Source organism: Streptomyces sp. NPDC002446, assembly GCF_053595675.1.
In genome coordinates this window covers 140,801-158,998 of the sequence record NZ_JBSFYC010000005.1, presented here as the reverse complement: position 1 = coordinate 158,998, position 18,198 = coordinate 140,801, and the positions used below count along the sequence as shown (strand labels likewise).

General features: G+C 74.9%; 12 protein-coding genes. 3 read left to right on the top strand and 9 right to left on the bottom strand.

All coding sequences use genetic code 11. The features are described 5' to 3' along the window. Positions 1-5 precede the first annotated feature (5 nt). From ACWD6P_RS05265 to ACWD6P_RS05235, 7 genes are all read right to left on the bottom strand, one after another. The gene (locus ACWD6P_RS05265) at positions 6-4,691 is read right to left on the bottom strand and encodes a hypothetical protein (RefSeq protein ID WP_451442670.1); all 4,686 of its coding nucleotides are present in this window, start codon (positions 4,689-4,691) and stop codon (positions 6-8) included. A gap of 56 nt (positions 4,692-4,747) precedes the next feature. Next, a complete protein-coding gene (locus tag ACWD6P_RS05260) occupies positions 4,748-5,692 on the bottom strand; it encodes a hypothetical protein (protein WP_451442669.1) in 945 nt (314 codons plus the stop codon). A 124-nt stretch (positions 5,693-5,816) separates the two neighbouring features. After that, a complete protein-coding gene (locus ACWD6P_RS05255; protein WP_451442668.1) occupies positions 5,817-7,340 on the bottom strand; it encodes a hypothetical protein in 1,524 nt (507 codons plus the stop codon). A gap of 204 nt (positions 7,341-7,544) precedes the next feature. Next, positions 7,545-8,189 carry a pyroglutamyl-peptidase I gene (gene pcp / locus ACWD6P_RS05250; protein ID WP_451442667.1) on the bottom strand — a complete coding sequence of 215 codons (645 nt, stop codon included), beginning with the start codon at positions 8,187-8,189 and terminating at the stop codon, positions 7,545-7,547. 56 nt (positions 8,190-8,245) lie between these two features. Further along, a complete protein-coding gene (locus ACWD6P_RS05245) occupies positions 8,246-9,214 on the bottom strand; it encodes a DUF979 domain-containing protein (protein ID WP_451442666.1) in 969 nt (322 codons plus the stop codon). After that, positions 9,211-9,921 carry a DUF969 domain-containing protein gene (locus ACWD6P_RS05240; RefSeq protein WP_451442665.1) on the bottom strand — a complete coding sequence of 237 codons (711 nt, stop codon included), beginning with the start codon at positions 9,919-9,921 and terminating at the stop codon, positions 9,211-9,213. Before ACWD6P_RS05240 ends, ACWD6P_RS05245 begins: the two co-directional genes overlap by 4 nt. A gap of 125 nt (positions 9,922-10,046) precedes the next feature. Beyond that, the gene (locus ACWD6P_RS05235) at positions 10,047-10,790 is read right to left on the bottom strand and encodes a GntR family transcriptional regulator (RefSeq protein WP_451442664.1); all 744 of its coding nucleotides are present in this window, start codon (positions 10,788-10,790) and stop codon (positions 10,047-10,049) included. A gap of 327 nt (positions 10,791-11,117) precedes the next feature. On the opposite strand from ACWD6P_RS05235, the gene ACWD6P_RS05230 reads away from it, so the two are divergent. Genes ACWD6P_RS05230 through ACWD6P_RS05220 form a run of 3 tightly spaced genes read left to right on the top strand, consistent with a single transcriptional unit; the run spans position 11,118 to position 13,383 of the window. Then, a complete protein-coding gene (locus tag ACWD6P_RS05230) occupies positions 11,118-11,894 on the top strand; it encodes a LamB/YcsF family protein (protein WP_451442663.1) in 777 nt (258 codons plus the stop codon). Next, positions 11,891-12,523, top strand: a complete 633-nt coding sequence (gene pxpB, locus ACWD6P_RS05225; protein WP_451442662.1) for a 5-oxoprolinase subunit PxpB — start codon at positions 11,891-11,893, stop codon at positions 12,521-12,523. Before ACWD6P_RS05230 ends, pxpB begins: the two co-directional genes overlap by 4 nt. After that, the gene (locus ACWD6P_RS05220; RefSeq protein ID WP_451442661.1) at positions 12,520-13,383 is read left to right on the top strand and encodes a 5-oxoprolinase subunit C family protein; all 864 of its coding nucleotides are present in this window, start codon (positions 12,520-12,522) and stop codon (positions 13,381-13,383) included. Before pxpB ends, ACWD6P_RS05220 begins: the two co-directional genes overlap by 4 nt. Positions 13,384-13,395: 12 nt before the next feature. On the opposite strand, the gene ACWD6P_RS05215 is transcribed toward ACWD6P_RS05220, so the two are convergent. Next, positions 13,396-17,055 carry a hydantoinase B/oxoprolinase family protein gene (locus ACWD6P_RS05215; RefSeq protein ID WP_451442660.1) on the bottom strand — a complete coding sequence of 1,220 codons (3,660 nt, stop codon included), beginning with the start codon at positions 17,053-17,055 and terminating at the stop codon, positions 13,396-13,398. Further along, on the bottom strand, positions 17,052-18,035 hold the full coding sequence (locus ACWD6P_RS05210; protein ID WP_451442659.1) for an SGNH/GDSL hydrolase family protein: 984 nt from the start codon (positions 18,033-18,035) through the stop codon (positions 17,052-17,054). Before ACWD6P_RS05210 ends, ACWD6P_RS05215 begins: the two co-directional genes overlap by 4 nt. Between the last annotated feature and the right edge of the window lie 163 nt (positions 18,036-18,198).

Sequence of the window (18,198 nt, the reverse complement as noted above, 5' to 3'; positions counted from 1 at the left end):
GTGGGTCACCCGGCGGGCTCGTCCGCCGCCCCGGGGGCGGGCTCCTCCGGGCGGCGGTACATCCGTGTGGCCGTGATCTGGCCGTGCACCGCCTCCGTGGACGCGTCCTGCTGCGGCAGGCCCGGGCGCAGATGCTCCTCGACGCTGATGTACTTCAGGCCGGCGCGCAGGTCGGCGTCGTTGCGCAGCCGGATGACCAGCGGGAACTCGGCGAGCGCGGTGGTGTCGAACAGACCGGTGGTGTAGAGCAGCTGAACGCCCAGCGCATCGGCGACGGCACGCTGCAGCTCCAGCAGGTATGTCGCGTTGGCGCGGCCGATGGGGTTGTCCAGGAACAGCGTGCCGGCGTGCCGCTGCTTGTCGCGGCCCCGGTCGTTGCTGCGCAGTGCCGCCATCGTGCAGTACAGGGCGATGGCGGCGGTCAGCAGCTGGCCGCCGGAGAAGACGTCGCCCATCTGACCCACCGGCACCCGCTCGGCGCGCAGCACCGCATCGGGCTTGAGGATCTCCACGGCCACCCCGCGCGGCTGCAGCGCCGCGCTGACGCCCCGCAGCAGCAGGGACATCCCGTCGCGCCGCAGATCGCTGTTCTTCCTGACCGCCGAGCGGGTCGCCTCGTCGATGACCTCGCCCAGCCGCTCGGTGAGCGTGGCCTGGTCGGGGTCCTCGAAGCGGATCCGCAGGAACTCCTGGCCGGACCACTCCCCCAGCCCCTCGGGCAGCCGGGACAGCCGCTGGGCGGAGCGCAGCGTCGTCAGCGACGACTCCACCAGGCCGCGCAGCCGGTCGACGATGGAGTCGCGGTTGCGCTCCAGCTGCGCCAGCTCGTCGGTGAGCACCCGCAGCCGCGGCGCGAAGGCCTCGGCCCACTTGGCGGCGTGGTCCGGCAGGGCCGCGGCGGGCAGCTCGCGGATCTGCTGCCGGGCCGGGGTGCGGACCTGCTCGTAGCGGGTGGAGTTGGCGTGCCGGACGAGGACGTCGGAGGCCTCGCGCACCGCGGACTCGGCGGCGGAGAGGTCGGCGGCGCAGCCGCGCAGCGAGCGGCGGGACTCGGCGGCGGCCTGGCGGGCCTCGGCGAGCGAACCGGCGTACGGCTCGATCGGCGTCTGCGCCCCGTCCTCGGTGTCCTGGTGGTCGCGCAGCAGATCGCGCAGCAGGGCGGCGGTCTCGTCGAAGCCGCCGGCCGCGTCCTCGGCCGCGCGGTGGCCGCGCAGCAGCTCCTCGTGCTGGGCGCGGGCGGCCTCCAGGGCCTCGGTGGCGGTGGCCAGTTCACCTGCCGCGCTGCGCAGCAGCTTCTTGGCGCGGTCGGCGTCGGCGGGCACCAGCTCCTCGGGCAGCTCGGTGTGCGCACTGCCGTCGGCCGGGGCCAGCCGCTCGGCCTCGCCGCGCAGCCGGCCGAGCTGCTCGCTGGCGGCCGAGGCGCGGGACTCCAGCATCTGCACCAACGATTCGGCGCGGGCCGCTGCGGCCTGGCGGGACGGGCCGTCGGCGGCGTCCGGGCTCTCCAGGAGGGCCTCGGCGCGGGTACGGACCTTGTTGGTGAGGCGGTTCAGCTCGGCCAGCGCGGCCGACTCCTCGCCCTCGGCGCGGGCCTGCTCGGCGCGCAGATCGGCGCCGACCCCGACCTTCTCGTAGAGCTGGGAGGCGGCGCGGTAGGCCTCGCGCAGCGTGGGCAGCGAGGCGTTCGCACCCTCGGGGGCCTCGCTCAGATCGTCCGGTACGCCGGCGATCTCGGCGCGCTCGGCGCGCAGCGCACGGGCCGTGCGGCGGGCGTCGTCGGCGGCCCGCTGGGCGGCCCGGCGGTCCTCGTCGGCGGCCCGCGCGCGGTCCACGCACTCCTCGGCGCGGGCCTCGAACTCGGCCGCCTCGTCCGCGAGTTCCCGCATCCGGGACTGCCAGGAGGCGCGCTCGCGCAGCCGGTGGGCGAGGCCGGCCAGCAGGTCGGCGGCGCGCCGGGCGCGCTGCGCGGCCTCCTGCCGCTCGTCGCGCACCCCGGTGGCCTCGGCCGCGACCTCGTCGGCCTCGGCACGGGCGGTACGGGCCTCGGCGAGCTCGGCGGCCGCCTCGTCCGCCGCCGTACGGGTCCCGTCCGCCGCGGCGGCCAGCTCCGCGAGCCGGCCGGCGGGGCAGCCCGTACGCCATGAGCCGAGGCGGGCGGCCAGCGCACGGTCCCCGGCGAGGCGGGCGGCCAGCGCCCGGATCTCCTCGTCGCGCTCGACGGCGCGGGCCCGCAGCGCCTGCCGTTCCTCGTCGGCGGCCGATTCGTCGTGCATCGCCGGGTTCGGCGGGACGAGGAAGACGCCGGTGTCCCGCTCGTCGGGGGCGGGGGTGGGGGCGAGCAGCGCGGCGGCCGTGCCGACGGCGACGGCGGAGCGCGGCAGCAGCGCGGCCTGGGCGAGGACGTCCCGCGCCCGGGCGTGGGTGTCCGGGTCGGTGATGATCACGCCGTCGACGAGCTCGGGGCGGGCGGCGAGCACCCGGGCGTGGTCGGCGGGGTCGACGGACTGGGCGAGATAGCGCCAGCCGGGCAGCGCGGGCACGCCGTGCTCACCGAGGTACTCGACGGCGGCCAGCACGTCGGGCCCCGGGGGCAGCAGCCCGCCGTCGCCCAGCGCGCCGAGGATCCGCGCGTCGTCGGCGGCGGCCGTCCGCAGGTCGAACAGCTGCCGCTCGGCGGCGGCGACGCCCTCCTCCAGCAGCTCCCGCAATGCGTCGGCGCTGCGGTCCAGCTCCTCGGCGGTCAGCGGTCCGGCGCCGCCGGGGCGGCGGGGGACGCCCGGGTCCGTACCGTCCGTTGCCGTACGGGGGCCGGGCACCGCGGGGGACTTCGCCTCGGACTGCGGGAGCCCGAGGAGCTCGGCGAGGCGCTGCTCGGCGCCGATCGACTCGGCCGCGCGGCGCTCGGCGTCGTAGGCGCGGCCGGCGGCCTGCGCGGCGTCCTCGGCACGGGCCGCCGCCAGCTCCGCGGCCGAGTGCCGGGCGGTGGCCTCCCGGGCGCGGTCGGTGGCCTGGCGCGCCGTCTCCCGGGCCGCGTCCCAGGCCGCGACGGCGGTCTTCTCGGCGTCCGAGGCGGCGAGCGCGGCACGGGCCGGGTCGGCGTCGGGGGCGCTGTCGTCCAGCCAGCCGGCCCGGACGGCTTCGGCGGTCTCCTCGGCGACCTCGGCGAGCCGCTGCCTGAGGTGGTCGGCCTCACTGCGGGCGCGCTGGGCGTGGGTGGCGGCCGTGGTCGCGTCGCGGTGCGCGGACTCGCCGGCCTCCTGAAGGGCGGCGGAGCGCTCCTCCTCCTCGTTGGCGATCTTCTCGCCGGCCTCGGCCGCCGCGTGCAGCGCCCGTACCAGGTCGGCGGCGGCGGTGGCGCGGGCGGCGAGCGCCGGGGCGGCGTCCCGCTCGGCCTCGCGGATGGCGGCGGCGACCCGCGCGGAGCGGTCGGCGGCGGCGCGGTGGCGCAGCGCGATCTCGGCGGCCTGCCAGGCGCTGTGCAGCGTACGGGCGTCGTTCAGCTCGCGGCGCTGGGCGGCGGCGCCCTTCTCCGCGGCGGCCAGCGCCAACGAGGCGTGCCGGTAGGCGAGTTCCGCGGAGACCAGGGAGCGGCGCTCGCGGATCCGCTCGGCGTCGGTGACGCGGTGGGCCGCGGCGGCGACCTGTTCGGCCAGCTCGGCGGCGCGGCCGCGCTCCTCGGTGGCGCGGGCGTGCAGCCGCTGGGCCAGGCCGCGGGTGCGGCGCTCGGCGCCGGCGTGCACCTCGCGGGCGCGTTCGCGCTGTTCGGCGGCGTCGGCGATACGGGAGAGCAGGTCGAGCGAGCCGGCCGTGAATTCCCGCTCGGCGGTGAGCTCGGCGCGCCGGCCGAGCTTGTGGGCGAAGCCGTGGACCAGGTCGGCGAGACCGTCGGTGTCGCGGGTGTCCGTGACGGCGCGCAGCAGCAGGTCGGTGAAGTCCGAGTCGTTCTTGACCGCGAACAGGCCGGCCGCCTCGCCCTCGTCGGCGTTCATCTCCCGCTGGTAGCGGAAGAGCTCCGGGTCCAGGCCCAGCCCGCCGAGGTGCTCGTTCCAGCGCTCGTGGATCTCCTCCCAGACGACGTCCAGATTGGGGTAGTTCTTCCCGGCCTCGGTGAGGACGTCGCGGAAGCCCTTCATCGTGCGGCGGCGGCCCTGGGCGCCGGAAGTGCCCTCGCCGCCCTCCTGGCGGGGGCGGACGATGGTGGCCTCGGCGACGGGCAGCGAGTCCAGGCTCATGCCGGGTCCCGGCCGGAAGCTGTACCAGGCCTCGGCGAACTTCCGCGGGTCGTTGGAGACCTGCCGGCCGCGCCATTCGCTGACCTTGCCGACGACGACGGTCTCGCCGGTGAGGGTGTGCTGCCACTCCAGGGCGACATGGCCGCAGTCGTCGGCGAGCAGGAACTTGCGCAGTACGCCGGAGCTGGCACCGCCGAGGGTGTTGCGGTGACCGGGCAGCATCACCGAGAAGATCAGCTTGAGCAGGACGGACTTGCCGCCGCCGTTCTCCAGGAAGAGGACGCCCGCGGGGGCCGGGCGGCGCGGCGGCCCGACCGGTTCGTCCTCGAAGAAGTCCGCCTGCGCCGGGGCCGGTTGGGGCACCGGCGCACCGACTCCGCGCAGGTCCAGCACGGTGTCGGCGTAGCGCGCACCGGCCGGCCCGATGGAGTAGAGGCGGACCCGGGACAGCTCGTACATGGCGGACTTTCGTTGTCGTGGCGGGAGGATCGGCGGTCGGTCGGCGGGCGGCGCGGTCAGCCGGAGTGGAACGGCAGTCCGGCGTCGGAGACCAGGTCGAGGTCGTCGGTGTCCTCGCCCGGCAGCAGGGAGGCGCTGCCGTCGGCGACGGGGACGATGCCCAGGTCCAGCAGTTCGGCCATGGCGGCGCTGCCGGCCATGTCGCGCACCTGGAGCTGGTAGCGGGCGGTGGTGCGGTAGGCGCCGCCGGCGTCGTCGCCGGTGCGCTGGAGGAAGCCGGAGTCGACCAGGAACGTGACGGCCTTGGCGATGATGCCGGTGGTCGAACCGGCCAGCCGCCGGGCGTCCTTGGTGGCGCCGGTCGCGCTGCGCCGGGCGTAGATCCGCCAGGCGGACTCCAGGCCGGGGGCGTCGGTGACCGGGTCGGTGTTCTCGCCGTCCTGCTCGGCGCGCTCCTCCAGGCGGCGGCACGCCTGCCGGACGAACGCGTCGACGCCGTTGACGGTGATCCGTCCGATGTAGCCGTCGTCGGCGAGGTCCTCGGGGCGCGGGAAGGCCAGCGCGGCGACCGCGAGGTGGGCCAGGCCGTGCAGGAACCGGTCGGCGGAGTCGGCGGAGGCGCGGCGGGCGTAGTCGCCCATCCGCACGGCGAAGACGGAGTCCTCGGCGGCGGTGACGGCCATGCCGGCGCGGGTGGAGACCTCCAGGACGACCAGGCCGAGACCGGTGGCGACGGCGTCGGCGAGCCGGGCGAAGGCGGGCTCGTCCCGATAGCGGCGCAGCAGTTCGCCGTACTCGGCGTCGCGGGCGGGCAGCAGCTTGGGCTGGAGGCCGAAGGAGACCAGCCGCGCGGCGTCCGCGGCGTCGGCCGGGGTGACCTGCGCGGGGCCGCCCGCCGCGGCCGGTTCGGCGTCGGTGGTGGGCGGCGCGGCCCAGCCCGGCTCGCCGGCCCCGGACGCCGGGTCCGGCTGCGGCACCTCGTCGGCGTCGTACTGGGTCACGGGACAGGCTCCTTGCGGGGGACGGGCGAGGACATCTGCTGCCTCGGCGCGGGCGGGTGGCCGTACGGCGCGGTCCGGCGGCGGGCGGCGGCGCGCGGTGCGCCGGGGGTCGGCGGTACGGGCATCACGCCACCTCCGAGCGGTCGGCGGCCATCCCGGCGGCGTCGAGCAGTGCCGTGCCGACGATGAGGTCGGCGCCGCCGAACTCGGGGTCGGTCAGCTCCGTGCCGTCGTCGACCGCGAAGAGCAGCTGCTGTTCGCCCTGGCGGTAGGCCGTGCCGACCGGCGGGCTGGCGGCGTGGACCGCCAGCAGGGCGACGAGATAGGGGAGTTCGGGATCGCTGCGGCGGGCGTCGGCGAGCAGGCCGGAGAGCCTGCGGGGCGCGTCGGCGGGCAGGTCGAGCAGCGCCATCGCGGCGTCGAGCTGGGCCTCGCTGAAGCGGCTGTCGTCGGGGGTGGCCACCAGGTCGGGCTCGGGCATCTCGGCGCCGAGGTGTTCGCGCTCCTGGGGCGGGGTGAGCAGCACCTCGACGAGGTCCCCCACGCGCAGCGCCGAGGGCGTGCGCAGCCCCGTGCCATGGGCGAAGTAGGCGTCGGTGACGCGGAGGGCCTGCTCGGCGGGGAGCGGCAGCAGCGGCGCGACGAGCTGGCCGTACAGGTCGAGTCCGGAGCGGGCGGCGGGGGCGGCGAACGCCTGCCGGTCCTGCTCGGCGCGGAAGAGGGGGCCGGCCTCCAGCAGCCTGGACTGGAGCTGGGTGTGCCGGCGGATGCAGTCCTTGACGATGTCGACGAGCTCGGCGGCGCGGCGCTTGTGTTCGGGCTCTTCGGTCTCGTCGCGGGCCTTGCGGATGTTGGTCAGGATGGCGTTCTCGTGGCGGTAGCGGTCCGCGACGTGGTCGAGCGCCTCGCTGATCATGTCGGGCACGGCCTCCAGCCAGTCGACCGCGCGGACGTTGCGCCGGGTGGCGTCCAGCGTTCGGCGCAGGGTCTCGGCGTACTGGACGGTGCGGTAGCGGGCCTGCTCGGCGGCGAGCTGGGCGTCGGCCAGCCGCCCGCGGCTGATCAGCACCTCCAGCTTGACCTCGGCGGCGATCTGGGCGCTGGTGACGTCGGTGTCGAGGGCGCCGACCAGGACGTTGACCGCCTCGTCGGTGGCCCGGAGGTAGACGCTGCCGCCGGCGCCGGGGACCTCCTCGATGAGCTTGAAGTCGTAGTCGCGCCGGACGTACTCGCCCTCGGTGGTGAACGTGCCGTAGACGGCGCGGAAGCCGCGGTCCACGCTGCCGACGTTGATCAGGTTCTCCAGCACCCAGCGGGCCACCCGCTCGTGCTCGCCCGCGGGACGGCCGGGGGTCTGGGCGGCCACCCGGGGGAGCACCTTCGCCACTATCTCCTCGTGGTCGGCGCCGGTGTCGAAGTCCATGTTGAGGGTGACGAGGTCGATGACGGCGAGCGCCACCTCCGCCATGGCGTAGACGCCGTACTCGCCCGCGAGGTTGGCCTTGCGCACGTCGAGGTCGTGCAGCGGCGCGGTGCACGCGAGGGCGCGCAGCCGGCGGGCCAGGCCTTCGTCGGCGGCCGGGCCCGGCGCGGGGCGGTTAACCCCGTTGAGCTGGGGCGCAGCGGGCCCCGGGGCGGGAAAAGTCACGTCGCACAGAGTAGGCGGTCGCACTGACAACGGACGAAACGGCGCGGATCCGCTCATGGGTGGAACGGCCCGCGGACCCGTTGACGGACCGCCTTGCGGCCGCTCGGCGGACCGCTCGTCGCCGACGCGCCAGTCTACGGTGCGGTCCGCGGCGGCCGGCCGCCAGGTCCCGCCCGCCGTCGCGCACGCCGCGGGCGCCGCCGGTCAGTGGGTGGCCCCGCCGGCGACGCGGAGATCGGTGCGGGTGTGCGCCGCGGTGACGGCGATCTCCCGCAGGGCGCGGGCGACCGCGTCGACCGGCAGCGAGGGCTGGGCGCGGTCGGTGACCTGCCCGGGGGCGTAGGGGACGTGCACGAACCCGCCGCGCAGGCCGGGGAGATCGGTGGCGATGAGGTGGGCCAGGCCGTAGAAGACGTGGTTGCAGACGAAGGTGCCGGCCGTGTTGGAGACGGAGGCGGGCAGTCCGGCGGCGCGGACGGCCGCCACACACGCCTTGACCGGCAGGGTGGAGAAGTACGCGGCGGGGCCGCCGGGCACGATCGCCTCGTCGACCGGTTCGGCGCCGGAGGCATCGGGGATACGGGCGTCGTCGACGTTGATGGCGACGCGTTCGACGGTGATGTCGGGGCGGCCGCCCGCCTGGCCGACGCAGACGACGACCTCGGGGCGGGTCTCCTCGATGGCGGCGCGCAGCACCGCCACCGACGCCCCGTAGACACAGGGCAGCTCGGCGGCGGACACCGCGATCCCGGCGGGCGGTTCGGCCGCGGCGGCGCGCACCGCCTGCCAGGACGGGTTGGTGGTCTCGCCGTCGAACGGCTCGAATCCGGTGAGCAGTACCCGGGTCATTTCGGACATCCTCGGCAGTGCTGGGCGGGCGGGCGGGGCGGGTGGCGGCGGCCGGTTCAGAAGGCGAACAGGGCCATGATCACGATGTTGCAGCCGAGCAGCACGCCCGCGGTGGGCAGCTGCGCCTTGATGGGCCCGTACTGGTCCTTCAGCTCCAGCAGGGCGGCCGGGACGATGTTGAAGTTGGCGGCCATGGGTGTCACCAGCGTGCCGCAGAACCCGGCGAGCATGCCGATGGCCAGGACGGCGGCGGGGTTGCCGTCGAAGTGCCCGACCAGGACGGGCCAGCCGACGGCCGCGGTCATCACGGGGAAGGCGGCGAAGGCGTTGCCCATGATGATGGTGAAGGCGAACATGCCCACGCAGTAGACGACGACCGCGATGTAGAGGGAGTCCTTGGGCAGGACGGAGGTGGCGAGCTTGCCGACCTGGTCGCCGACGCCGGAGACCTGGAAGATGGCGCCCAGTGTGGCCAGCATCTGGGGCAGCAGCATGGCCCAGCCCATCGCCTCCAGCATGGAGCGGCCGGACTGCACGGGCACCGATATCCGCTTCTCGCGCAGCATGAGCATGCCGACGACGAGGGCGACGACGGCCCCGATGCCGAGGCCGAGGATGGTCTCGCTGCCCTTCTGGAGGACCGGTTCGCCCCCGAAAGAGAGGTGCTTGACGCCGACGGCGCAGGCCATGGCGACGACCGGGATGGTCAGCGCGGGGACGAACAGCTTGTTGCCGAGCCTGGCGGCGCTGGCGGTGCGCTGCTCGGGGGTGGTGGTGCGCGGGGTGCCCCGCCCGGTGAAGCCGAAGCCGGCCAGGCAGGCCATGACGAGTACGGCGGCGCCCAGCGGCTCGGCCGGCGCCTGCTTGGTGACGACCCAGCTGCTGTAGACGAAGCCGGCGCCGATCAGGCCCCAGAAGGCGCCGGTGCCCAGGCGCTTGGGGTTGCTGCGGTCGGTGACCATCTGGGCGGCCATCACCAGGAAGCTGAGTCCGACCAGCCAGTAGAACCACTCTGCCTTGATCACTGGGCTGCCTCCACTGCGGCACGGGTGCGGACGTCGGCGGTGAGCAGCTCGCGCTCCAACTGGCGGTCCAGGCGCAGCAGTCGCCAGCCGTGGACCACGAAGGCGCACACGGCGGTGGGGATCGCCCACAGCGCGAGGTGCAGCGGTTCGAGGTGGGTGCCGTAGGTGGTGTTGACGAAGCCGGTGATCAGCAGGATCGAGCCGACGGCGAGGAAGACGTCCTCCCCGAAGAACAGGCCGACGTTGTCCGCGCTGGCGGAGAACGACCGGACCTTCTCGCGCGCCCGGTCGGGCAGTGGCCCGTACTTGCGCTCGGCGGCGCCCTCGGCCATCGGGACGGCGAGCGGACGGACGGTCTGGGCGGGCCCGAAGACATTGGTCAGCCCGACCGCGGCGCCGATCTGCCGCAGGCCCAGATAGAGCGCGAGGAAGCGGCCGGTGGTGAGCTTGGCGAACCGGGCGATGACGTTGCGGGCCTGCTCCTGGAGGCCGTAGCGCTCCAGGAGGCCGATCACCGGGAGGGTGATCGCGAAGATCGTCACCGCCCGGCTGCCGGCGAAGCCCTCGCCGAAGGCGGCGAGCACCTTTGCGGGGGACAGCCCGCCCAGCAGGCCGGTGGCGATGCCGGCCACCCCCACGACCAGCAGGGGATTGCGTTTCGTGGCGAAGCCGATCACGACCACGAGCACGCCGAGGAGCACGATCATGGATCCGCCTTCCGCGTACGGGACCACACGGGTCCATGGAGAGGGGTGAAGAGATTGCAGCGGAGGCTAGGCGATTGTTCAACGATCCGACAAGGGTTCTGCGCGGGTAATCCCCGCAATCCTGCTCAGTCCTCGGCGATGCGCCGGGCGTACGCACCGGACAACTGGCCGCGTGAGTCCTCCAGGTAGGCCTGCAGCAGCCGCTCGGCCTCGGCGCCGTGCCCCGCCAGCAGCGCCTCCGCGATCTGCCGGTTGCGGACCAGATAGGGCGCGTAGAAGCGCTGCGGATCGTCCATGACGTGGAAGACCAGCCGGAGTTCGGCCAGCACTCCGCGCATCAGCTCGTCCGTGCGCGGGCTGCCGGCCAGCGCCACGACGGCCTGGTGGAAGCGGATGTTCGCGGTCGACAGGTCGTCCCAGGCCCGCTCCGCGACGGCGGCCTCACCGGCCCGCACGGCGGCCTCGATCCCCTCGATCGCCCCTTGCACCCGCGCGTCGTAGGGCCCCTCCCCCAGCCCGCGTACCGCCGCGCACTCCACGAGCATGCGCACCCGGTAGATGTCGTCCAGGTCCTCGACGGTCACGATCCGTACGAACACCCCGCGGTTGAGCTCGTGCACCAGCAGCCGCTCGTGCGTCAGCAGCCGGAACGCCTCGCGCAGCGTGTTGCGCGAGACGCCCAGCGCGCCGCCGATGCTCTCCTCCGAGAGCCGGGCGCCGGGCGGGAAGTAGCCCTCGCTGATCCGGTCGCGCAGGATGTCGGCGACCCGCTCGGCCGTGCTGGCGCGCCCGAGCAGGGCACGGTCCCCTGCCAGGTCCGCGACCTCGGCGAGCCGCCGCTGATCGTTCTTCGCCGCTCCGCCGGCCATACCGCTCCCCGCTCTCGCACCGTGCCGGGCGGCCGTCGGCGCCGTCCGGGTGTCATGTGGGCGAAAGTCAATCCCACCTGAGGGGACAAAACAACGGACCCCTCGCCGGACACCGCACACCCCTTGTCGGATCGTTCAACGATCCTCTACGTTGTCCGTCAACGCCGGTCGGCTCGAGTGCCCTCGGGGGAGAGTCACTACGGATACGGGCCGGCCGGCCCGGACGGCCCTCCTGCGCCCCGCGGACGACGGGCCGCCGCGATCCGCCCGCAGCCCGCCCCACCGGGCACCGTGCACCTCCCGGAACGGACAGACTGGAACGGACACATGAATCACGCGGTGGACCCTCCCGTCATCGACCTCAACGCCGACCTCGGGGAGGGCTTCGGCCGCTGGCAGCTCACCGACGACGAGGCCCTGCTCTCCGTCGTCACCAGCGCCAACGTCGCCTGCGGCTTCCACGCCGGCGACCCGGCCACGATGCGGCGGGTGTGCGAGCTGGCCGCCGGACGCGGCGTGGTGATCGGCGCCCAGGTCTCCTACCGCGACCTCGCGGGCTTCGGCCGCCGCGCGATGGACGTACCACCGGACGAGCTGGCCGACGAGATCGCCTATCAGATCGGCGCACTGGAGGTCTTCGCCCGCGCCGCCGGTTCCCGCGTCGCCTACGTCAAACCGCACGGCGCGCTCTACAACCGCTGTGTCCACGACGAGGAGCAGGCCGGCGCGGTCATCGAGGGCGTCCGCACCGCGGGCGGCGGCCTTCCGGTCCTCGGCCTGCCCGGCTCCCGGCTGCACGAGGCCGCCCGGCGGGCCCGGCTCCCCGTCGTCGGCGAGGCGTTCGCCGACCGCGCCTACACCGCCGAGGGCACCCTCGTCCCGCGCCGCGAGCCGGGTGCGGTGGTCCACGACGGCGACGAGGTCGTCAAGCGCGCCGTCGGCATGGCCCGCGACCGCACCGTCACCTCCCGCGACGGCCGCCGCATCGAGATCACCGCCCGCTCGCTGTGTCTGCACGGCGACACCCCGGGGGCCGCCGGCCTCGCCCGGCGCGTACGGGCCGAGCTGACCGCAGCCGGCGTGCGCGTACGGAGCTTCGTATGAGGCCGCTGCCGGTCGGCGAACACGGGCTGCTGATCGAGCTGGACAGCGCCGAGGAGGTCGAGGCGCTGCACGCCGAGCTGCTGCGCCGGGCTGACGACGGCACGCTGCCGCAGGTCACGGAGATCGTCCCGGCCGCCCGTACGGTGTTCCTCGACGGCCTCGCCGACCCGCGCGGCCTCCTCGCCGAGCTGGCCGCCTGGAACGTCCCGGCGCGCACCGCCGGCGACCGGCCCACCGTCGAGATCCCGGTCCGCTACGACGGCCCCGACCTCGCCGAGGTCGCCGCCCTGTGGGACACCACCCCCGAGGGGGTCGCCCGTCTGCACTCCGGCACCGAATTCCACGTCGCCTTCTGCGGCTTCGCCCCCGGCTTCGGCTATCTGACCGGTCTGCCCGAGCCGCTGCACGTACCGCGCCGGGACACCCCGCGGACAAAGGTCCCGGTCGGTTCGGTCGCTCTCGCCGGCCCGTACACCGGCGTCTACCCGCGCTCCTCCCCCGGTGGCTGGCAGCTGATCGGCACCGCCGAAGCCGTGCTGTGGGACCCGCACCGCGAGCCCGCGGCGCTGCTCACCCCGGGCACCCGCGTCTGCTTCGTCCCCCTGGAGAACACGGAGAGCGCACGATGACCGACCGCGCCTTCTCGGTCGTCCGAGCCGGTGCGCTCACCACCGTCCAGGACCTCGGGCGGCCCGGCCACGCCCACCTCGGGGTGCCGCGCGCCGGCGCCCTCGACGAACCCGCGCACCGCCTCGCCAACCGCCTGGTCGGCAACCCCGAGTCGGCCGCCACCTTGGAGACGACACTCACGGGCTGCGCCATACGGGTCCGCACGGCCACCACCGTCACCGTCACCGGGGCCCCCTGCCCGGTGACCGTCGACGGCCGCCCCGCCCCCTGGGGCGCGCCGGTCCGCGTCCCGGCGGGCGCGGTCCTGGACGCCGGGCCCGCCACCCACGGCCTGCGCTCCTACCTCGCCTTCGCCGGCGGCGTCGGCGCCGAGGAGGTCCTCGGCAGCCGCGCCGCCGATCTGCTCTCCGGCCTGGGCCCCGAGCCGCTCTCCGACGGTGCGGTCCTGCCCCTCGGCGACCCGCACGGCCCGCCCCCGCCCGCCGACGCCGTCCCGCACCCCGGCCCGGTGACCGAACTCCTGCTGCCCTTCCTGCCCGGCCCGCGCGACGCCTGGTTCACCGACGCCGGGCTGCGTACCCTGGCCACCGGCCGCTTCCGGGTCTCCCCGGCCAGCAACCGCATCGGCCTGCGCACCGAGGGCCCGCCCCTGGAACGCGCCCGCTCGGGCGAACTCCCCAGCGAGGGCATGCCGCTGGGCGCCCTCCAGGTCCCGCCCAACGGCCTGCCCGTCCTGTTCCTCCACGACCACCCCACCACCGGCGGCTACCCCGTCGTCGGCGTCGTCCCCGAACGCTTCCTGTCCGCGGCCGCGCAGGCCGTACCGGGGACACCGGTGCGCTTCCTGCGCATGCGCTAGCCGCGGGGCCGGTCAGCCGCCGTCCGCCGGCCCGTACCCCCCGCCGCCCGGCGTCCGCACCACCAGCACGTCGCCGGCGCCGACGTCCGCCGTGTCGCAGCCCCGGAGCTGCTCGCGGGAACCGTCGGCCCGCTCGATGGCGTTGACGCCCAGCGCGCCCGGGGCGCCGCCGGCCATGCCGTACGGTGCGATCCTGCGGTGGTTGGTCAGCAGGGCGATGGTCATCGGCTCCAGGAAGCGCAGCCGGCGCTCGGCGCCGTTGCCGCCCTGCCAGCGGCCGCCGCCGCCGCTGCCGGCGCGGATGGCGAAGCCGTCGACGCGGACGGGGTAGCGCCACTCCAGCACCTCGGGGTCGGTCAGCCGGGAGTTGGTCATATGGGTCTGCACCGCGTCCGCCCCGTCGAAGCCCTCGCCGGCGCCCGAGCCGCTGGCGACGGTCTCGTAGTACTGCACCCGGTCGTTGCCGAACGTGAGGTTGTTCATCGTGCCCGAGCCCTCGGCCTGGACCCCGAGGGCGGCGTAGAGCGCGCCGGTGACCGCCTGGGAGGTCTCCACGTTGCCCGCGACGGTGGCCGCCGGGAAGACGGGGGCGAGCATCGAGCCCTCCGGGATGCGGACCTGTACGGGCTTGAGGCAGCCGCTGTTGAGCGGGATGTCCTCGGCGACCAGGGTGCGGAAGACGTAGAGCACCGCCGCCATCACCACCGAGGTGGGCGCGTTGGCGTTGCCGGGCTGCTGGGGTGAGGTGCCGGCGAAGTCGAGTACGGCGCTGCGGGCGGCGCGGTCGACGGTCAGCGCGACGTGGATCTGCGCCCCGCTGTCGGTCTCGTAGCGGTAACTCCCGTCCGACAGCCCCGCGATGATCCGCCGCACCGACTCCTCGGCGTTGTCCTGGACGTGGCCCATGTAGGCGCGTACGACGTCCAGGCCGAACTGCTCGGTCATCCGGTGGAGTTCAAGGATGCCCTTCTCGTTGGCGGCGATCTGGGCGCGCAGATCGGCGAGGTTGGCGTCCGGGGCGCGCGAGGGGTACGGGCCCGAGGTGAGCAGTTCGCGGGTCTCGCGTTCGCGCAGCCCGCCATCGCGGACCAGCAGCCAGTTGTCGAAGAGGATGCCCTCCTCCTGGATCGTGCTGCTGAAGGCGGGCATCGAGCCGGGGGTGATGCCGCCGATCTCGGCGTGGTGGCCGCGCGAGGCGACGAGGAACAACAGCTCGTCACTGTGCGTTACGGAATCAGCAGGGGCATCCGACACGGTGTCGGAAGCCGCGGCGAAGACGGGGGTGACGACCGTGACATCGGGGAGGTGGGTACCGCCGTGGTAAGGATCGTTGATCGCATAGACATCGCCCGGCCGCATCTCGCCGCCCCGCCGCCTGAGCACCTCCTTGATGGACTCCCCCATCGAGCCCAGGTGCACGGGAATGTGCGGAGCGTTGGCGATCAGATTGCCGTCGGCGTCGAAGAGCGCACAGGAGAAGTCGAGGCGCTCCTTGATGTTGACGGAGTGTGCGGTGTTCTCCAGGCGGACGCCCATCTGCTCGGCGATGGCCATGAAGAGGCTGTTGAAGACCTCCAGCATCACCGGGTCGGCTTCGGTGCCGACCGCGACCCGGTCGGTACGCGGCCGGTTCCGGGTCAGCAGGAGGTGGCCGCGGTCGCCCATGGCCGCCTGCCAGTCGGGGTCGAGGACCGTGGTCGCGTCCTCCTCGGCGATGATCGCCGGGCCGGTGAGGGTGTCGCCGGGGCGCAGATCGGTGCGCCGGTACAGTCCGGTGTCCCGCCAGCGCCCGCCCGTGTACATCCGGACCGCCGCGGCGGGCGTCAGCTCCCCTTCCCGGCCGCCGGACGGCGCCTCGTAGCCCCGGGCGCCGCCGGCCTCCCCCAGCGCCTCGACCGATACCGCCTCGGCCACCAGCGGCTTGTCCATGGTGAAGGCGTAGCGCTCGCGGTGCGCGCGGACGAACGCGGCGGCCATGGTGTCGGGATCGGCGAGCGGGACGCCGATGGTGGAGTCGGTTCCGGCGTAGCGGACGAGCACCCTGGCGCGGGTGGTGACCGACTCCTGCGGCACCCCGTCGTCGAGGAGCTCGCGCCGGGTCTGCCCGGCCAGCGCCGCGCAGACCTCCGCCACCCGGTCGAGGGCCGCGGCGTCGGTGAACTCCGCCTCGACGGCCTGTTCCCGCATCGCGGTGGCGTCGGCGACCCCGATGCCGTAGGCGGAGAGCACCCCGGCCAGCGGCGGGACGAGGACGGTGTCGATGCCCAGCGCGTCGGCGACCGCGCAGGCGTGCTGCCCTCCGGCGCCGCCGAAGCTGGTGAGGGCGTAGCGGGTGATGTCATGGCCGCGCTGGACGGAGATCTTCTTGACGGCGTTGGCCATGTTGAGCACGGCGATGTCCAGGAAGCCGGCCGCGACCTCCTCGGGGCCGCGGTCGTCCCCGGCCTCGGCGGCGGCCCGCGCGGCCAGCTCGGCGAAGCGGGTGCGGACCACTTCGGCGTCCAGCGGCTCGTCGCCGTCGGGCCCGAACACCGCCGGGAAGTGGGCGGGCTGGATGCGGCCGAGCATCACATTGGCGTCGGTGACGGTGAGCGGGCCGCCGCGCCGGTAGCAGGCCGGCCCCGGGTCCGCGCCGGCCGAGTCGGGGCCGACACGGTAGCGGCGCCCGTCGAAGTGGAGTACGGAGCCGCCGCCGGCCGCGACGGTGTGGATGTTCATCATGGGGGCGCGCATCCGTACGCCCGCGACCTCGTTGCCGAAGACCCGCTCGAACTCACCGGCGTAGTGCGACACATCGGTGGAGGTGCCGCCCATGTCGAAGCCGATCACCCGGTCGTGGCCGTCGCCGGCCTCGGCGGCCGTACGGACCATGCCGACCACGCCGCCCGCCGGCCCGGACAGCACCGCGTCCTTGCCGCGGAAGTGCTCCGCCTGCCGCAGCCCGCCGTTGGACTGCATGAACATCAGCCGGATGCCGGGGAGTTGGGCGGCGACCTCGTCGACGTAGCGGCCCAGGATCGGGGAGAGGTAGGCGTCGACGACGGTGGTGTCGCCGCGCGGCACGAGCTTCATCAGCGGGCTGACCTCGTGCGAGCAGCTGACCTGGGCGAAGCCGGCCTCCCTGGCCAGCTCGGCGACGGCCTTCTCGTGGTCGGCGTGCCGGTAGCCGTGCAGCAGGACGACGGCGGCGCTGCGCAGCCCGTCGGCGCGGGCCCGGACCAGCGCGGCACGGACCGCGTCGGTGTCCAGCGGGCGGACGAGCTCACCGCGGGCGCCGATCCGCTCCGGCACCTCGATCACCCGGTCGTAGAGCGCCTCGGGCAGCACGATCCGCCGGTCGAAGATCCGCGGCCGGTTCTGGTAGGCGATCCGCAGCGCGTCCCTAAAGCCCTCGGTGGTCAGCAGCACCGTCGGCTCGCCCTTGCGCTCCAGGAGGGCGTTGGTGGCGACGGTGGTGCCCATCTTGACGACGGAGACCCGCTCGGCGGGCACCGGTTCGTCCGGGCCGAGTCCCAGCATCATCCGGATCCCGGCCACCGCGGCGTCCCGGTAGCGCTCGGGGTGGTGCGAGAGCAGCTTCCCGGTGACCAGCCGCCCGTCCGGCCGCCTGCCGACGACATCCGTGAAGGTGCCACCGCGGTCGATCCAGAACTCCCAGCGTCCGGTCGTCATCCCGCCATTGTCGCAGCGCCCTCCATGGTGTCGGTGCCTTTCGGCGGGGAGTCGGCCCCCAGCGCGCCGAGGGCGCCGCGGGTGGCGTGCTCGGCCGCGGCGTCCAGCAGCCGTCCGGATCCGGCCAGTCCGTGGCGGCATTCCTGGAGCGCCAGGGCGAGCAGGCCGGGCAGCAGATCGGTGCAGCGGTCGACGACCCAGCGCACCCCCTTGGTGGCCATCCAGAGGGCGGATCCGGTACGGGTCGGCGGCCGGCCGTCCAGGGTGAGCGCGGGCGGCGGTCCGACGGGCAGGCCCGCATCGGCGAGCGCCGTATGGAAGCCGCGGGCCAGCAGCCGGTGGCCGCGCTCGCTGGGGTGCAGCCGGTCGACGCTCCAGGAGGCGCGCTCGCCGACCCAGGGGTGGTCGGCGAGGTGCAGATGCACGCCTCCGTGCCGGGCGGACACGGCATGGACGACGGTGTTGACGGCGCGCATCCGGCGCCCCAGCGGACGGGCCAGCGGCGCGGGCAGCCCCAGCATCCGCCCCGGATCGGGCAGACACGCCGTCAGGACCACCGCCCCGTCGGCGCTCAGCGTGCCGTGCGCCAGGTCCAGCGCGGCCGCGACCCGCTCAATGGTGAAGGCGGCCCGCAGAGTGTCGTTCGCGCCGACGACCAGCGAGACGAACCGCGGCTTCAGCTCCCGCGCGGCGGGCAGCTGCCGCTCGGCCACATCCGCCGCCAGCGCCCCGCTGAAGGCCAGGTTCACCAGCCGTACGCTCCCCGGCCGCTCGCCCAGCGACCCGGCGAGCAGTGCGGCCCAGCCGCGCCAGCCACCGCCCCGCACGGGGTCACCCAGCCCCTCCGTCAGCGAGTCACCGAGCGCGACGAAGTGCTGCTGCGCCCCCGCGGCGGAACCGCCGGCCTCCGCACGGGCGAACGGCGCTCCCTCACCGGATGGCGCTCTCTCACCGGACGGCGCTGCCCCGCCGGGCGGCACACCCTCACCGGAGACCGATGCCCCGCCGGACGGCACACCCCCGCCGGATGCCGCTGCCCCACAGGACGGCACTCCCCCACCGGAGGCCGATACCCCGCCGGATGCCGCTGCCCGGCCAGGAGCCGCCACCGCACCGGGAGCCGCCACCGCACCAGGAGCCGTC

Bases quoted from the DNA above. Each gene is read 5' to 3' on its own strand.
- ACWD6P_RS05265 (WP_451442670.1), bottom strand. From the start codon at position 4,691: ATGTACGAGCTGTCCCGGGTCCGCCTCTACTCCATCGGGCCGGCCGGT.
- pcp (WP_451442667.1), bottom strand. From the start codon at position 8,189: ATGACCCGGGTACTGCTCACCGGATTCGAGCCGTTCGACGGCGAGACC.
- ACWD6P_RS05240 (WP_451442665.1), bottom strand. From the start codon at position 9,921: ATGATCGTGCTCCTCGGCGTGCTCGTGGTCGTGATCGGCTTCGCCACG.
- ACWD6P_RS05235 (WP_451442664.1), bottom strand. From the start codon at position 10,790: ATGGCCGGCGGAGCGGCGAAGAACGATCAGCGGCGGCTCGCCGAGGTC.
- ACWD6P_RS05230 (WP_451442663.1), top strand. From the start codon at position 11,118: ATGAATCACGCGGTGGACCCTCCCGTCATCGACCTCAACGCCGACCTC.
- pxpB (WP_451442662.1), top strand. From the start codon at position 11,891: ATGAGGCCGCTGCCGGTCGGCGAACACGGGCTGCTGATCGAGCTGGAC.
- ACWD6P_RS05220 (WP_451442661.1), top strand. From the start codon at position 12,520: ATGACCGACCGCGCCTTCTCGGTCGTCCGAGCCGGTGCGCTCACCACC.
- ACWD6P_RS05215 (WP_451442660.1), bottom strand. From the start codon at position 17,055: ATGACGACCGGACGCTGGGAGTTCTGGATCGACCGCGGTGGCACCTTC.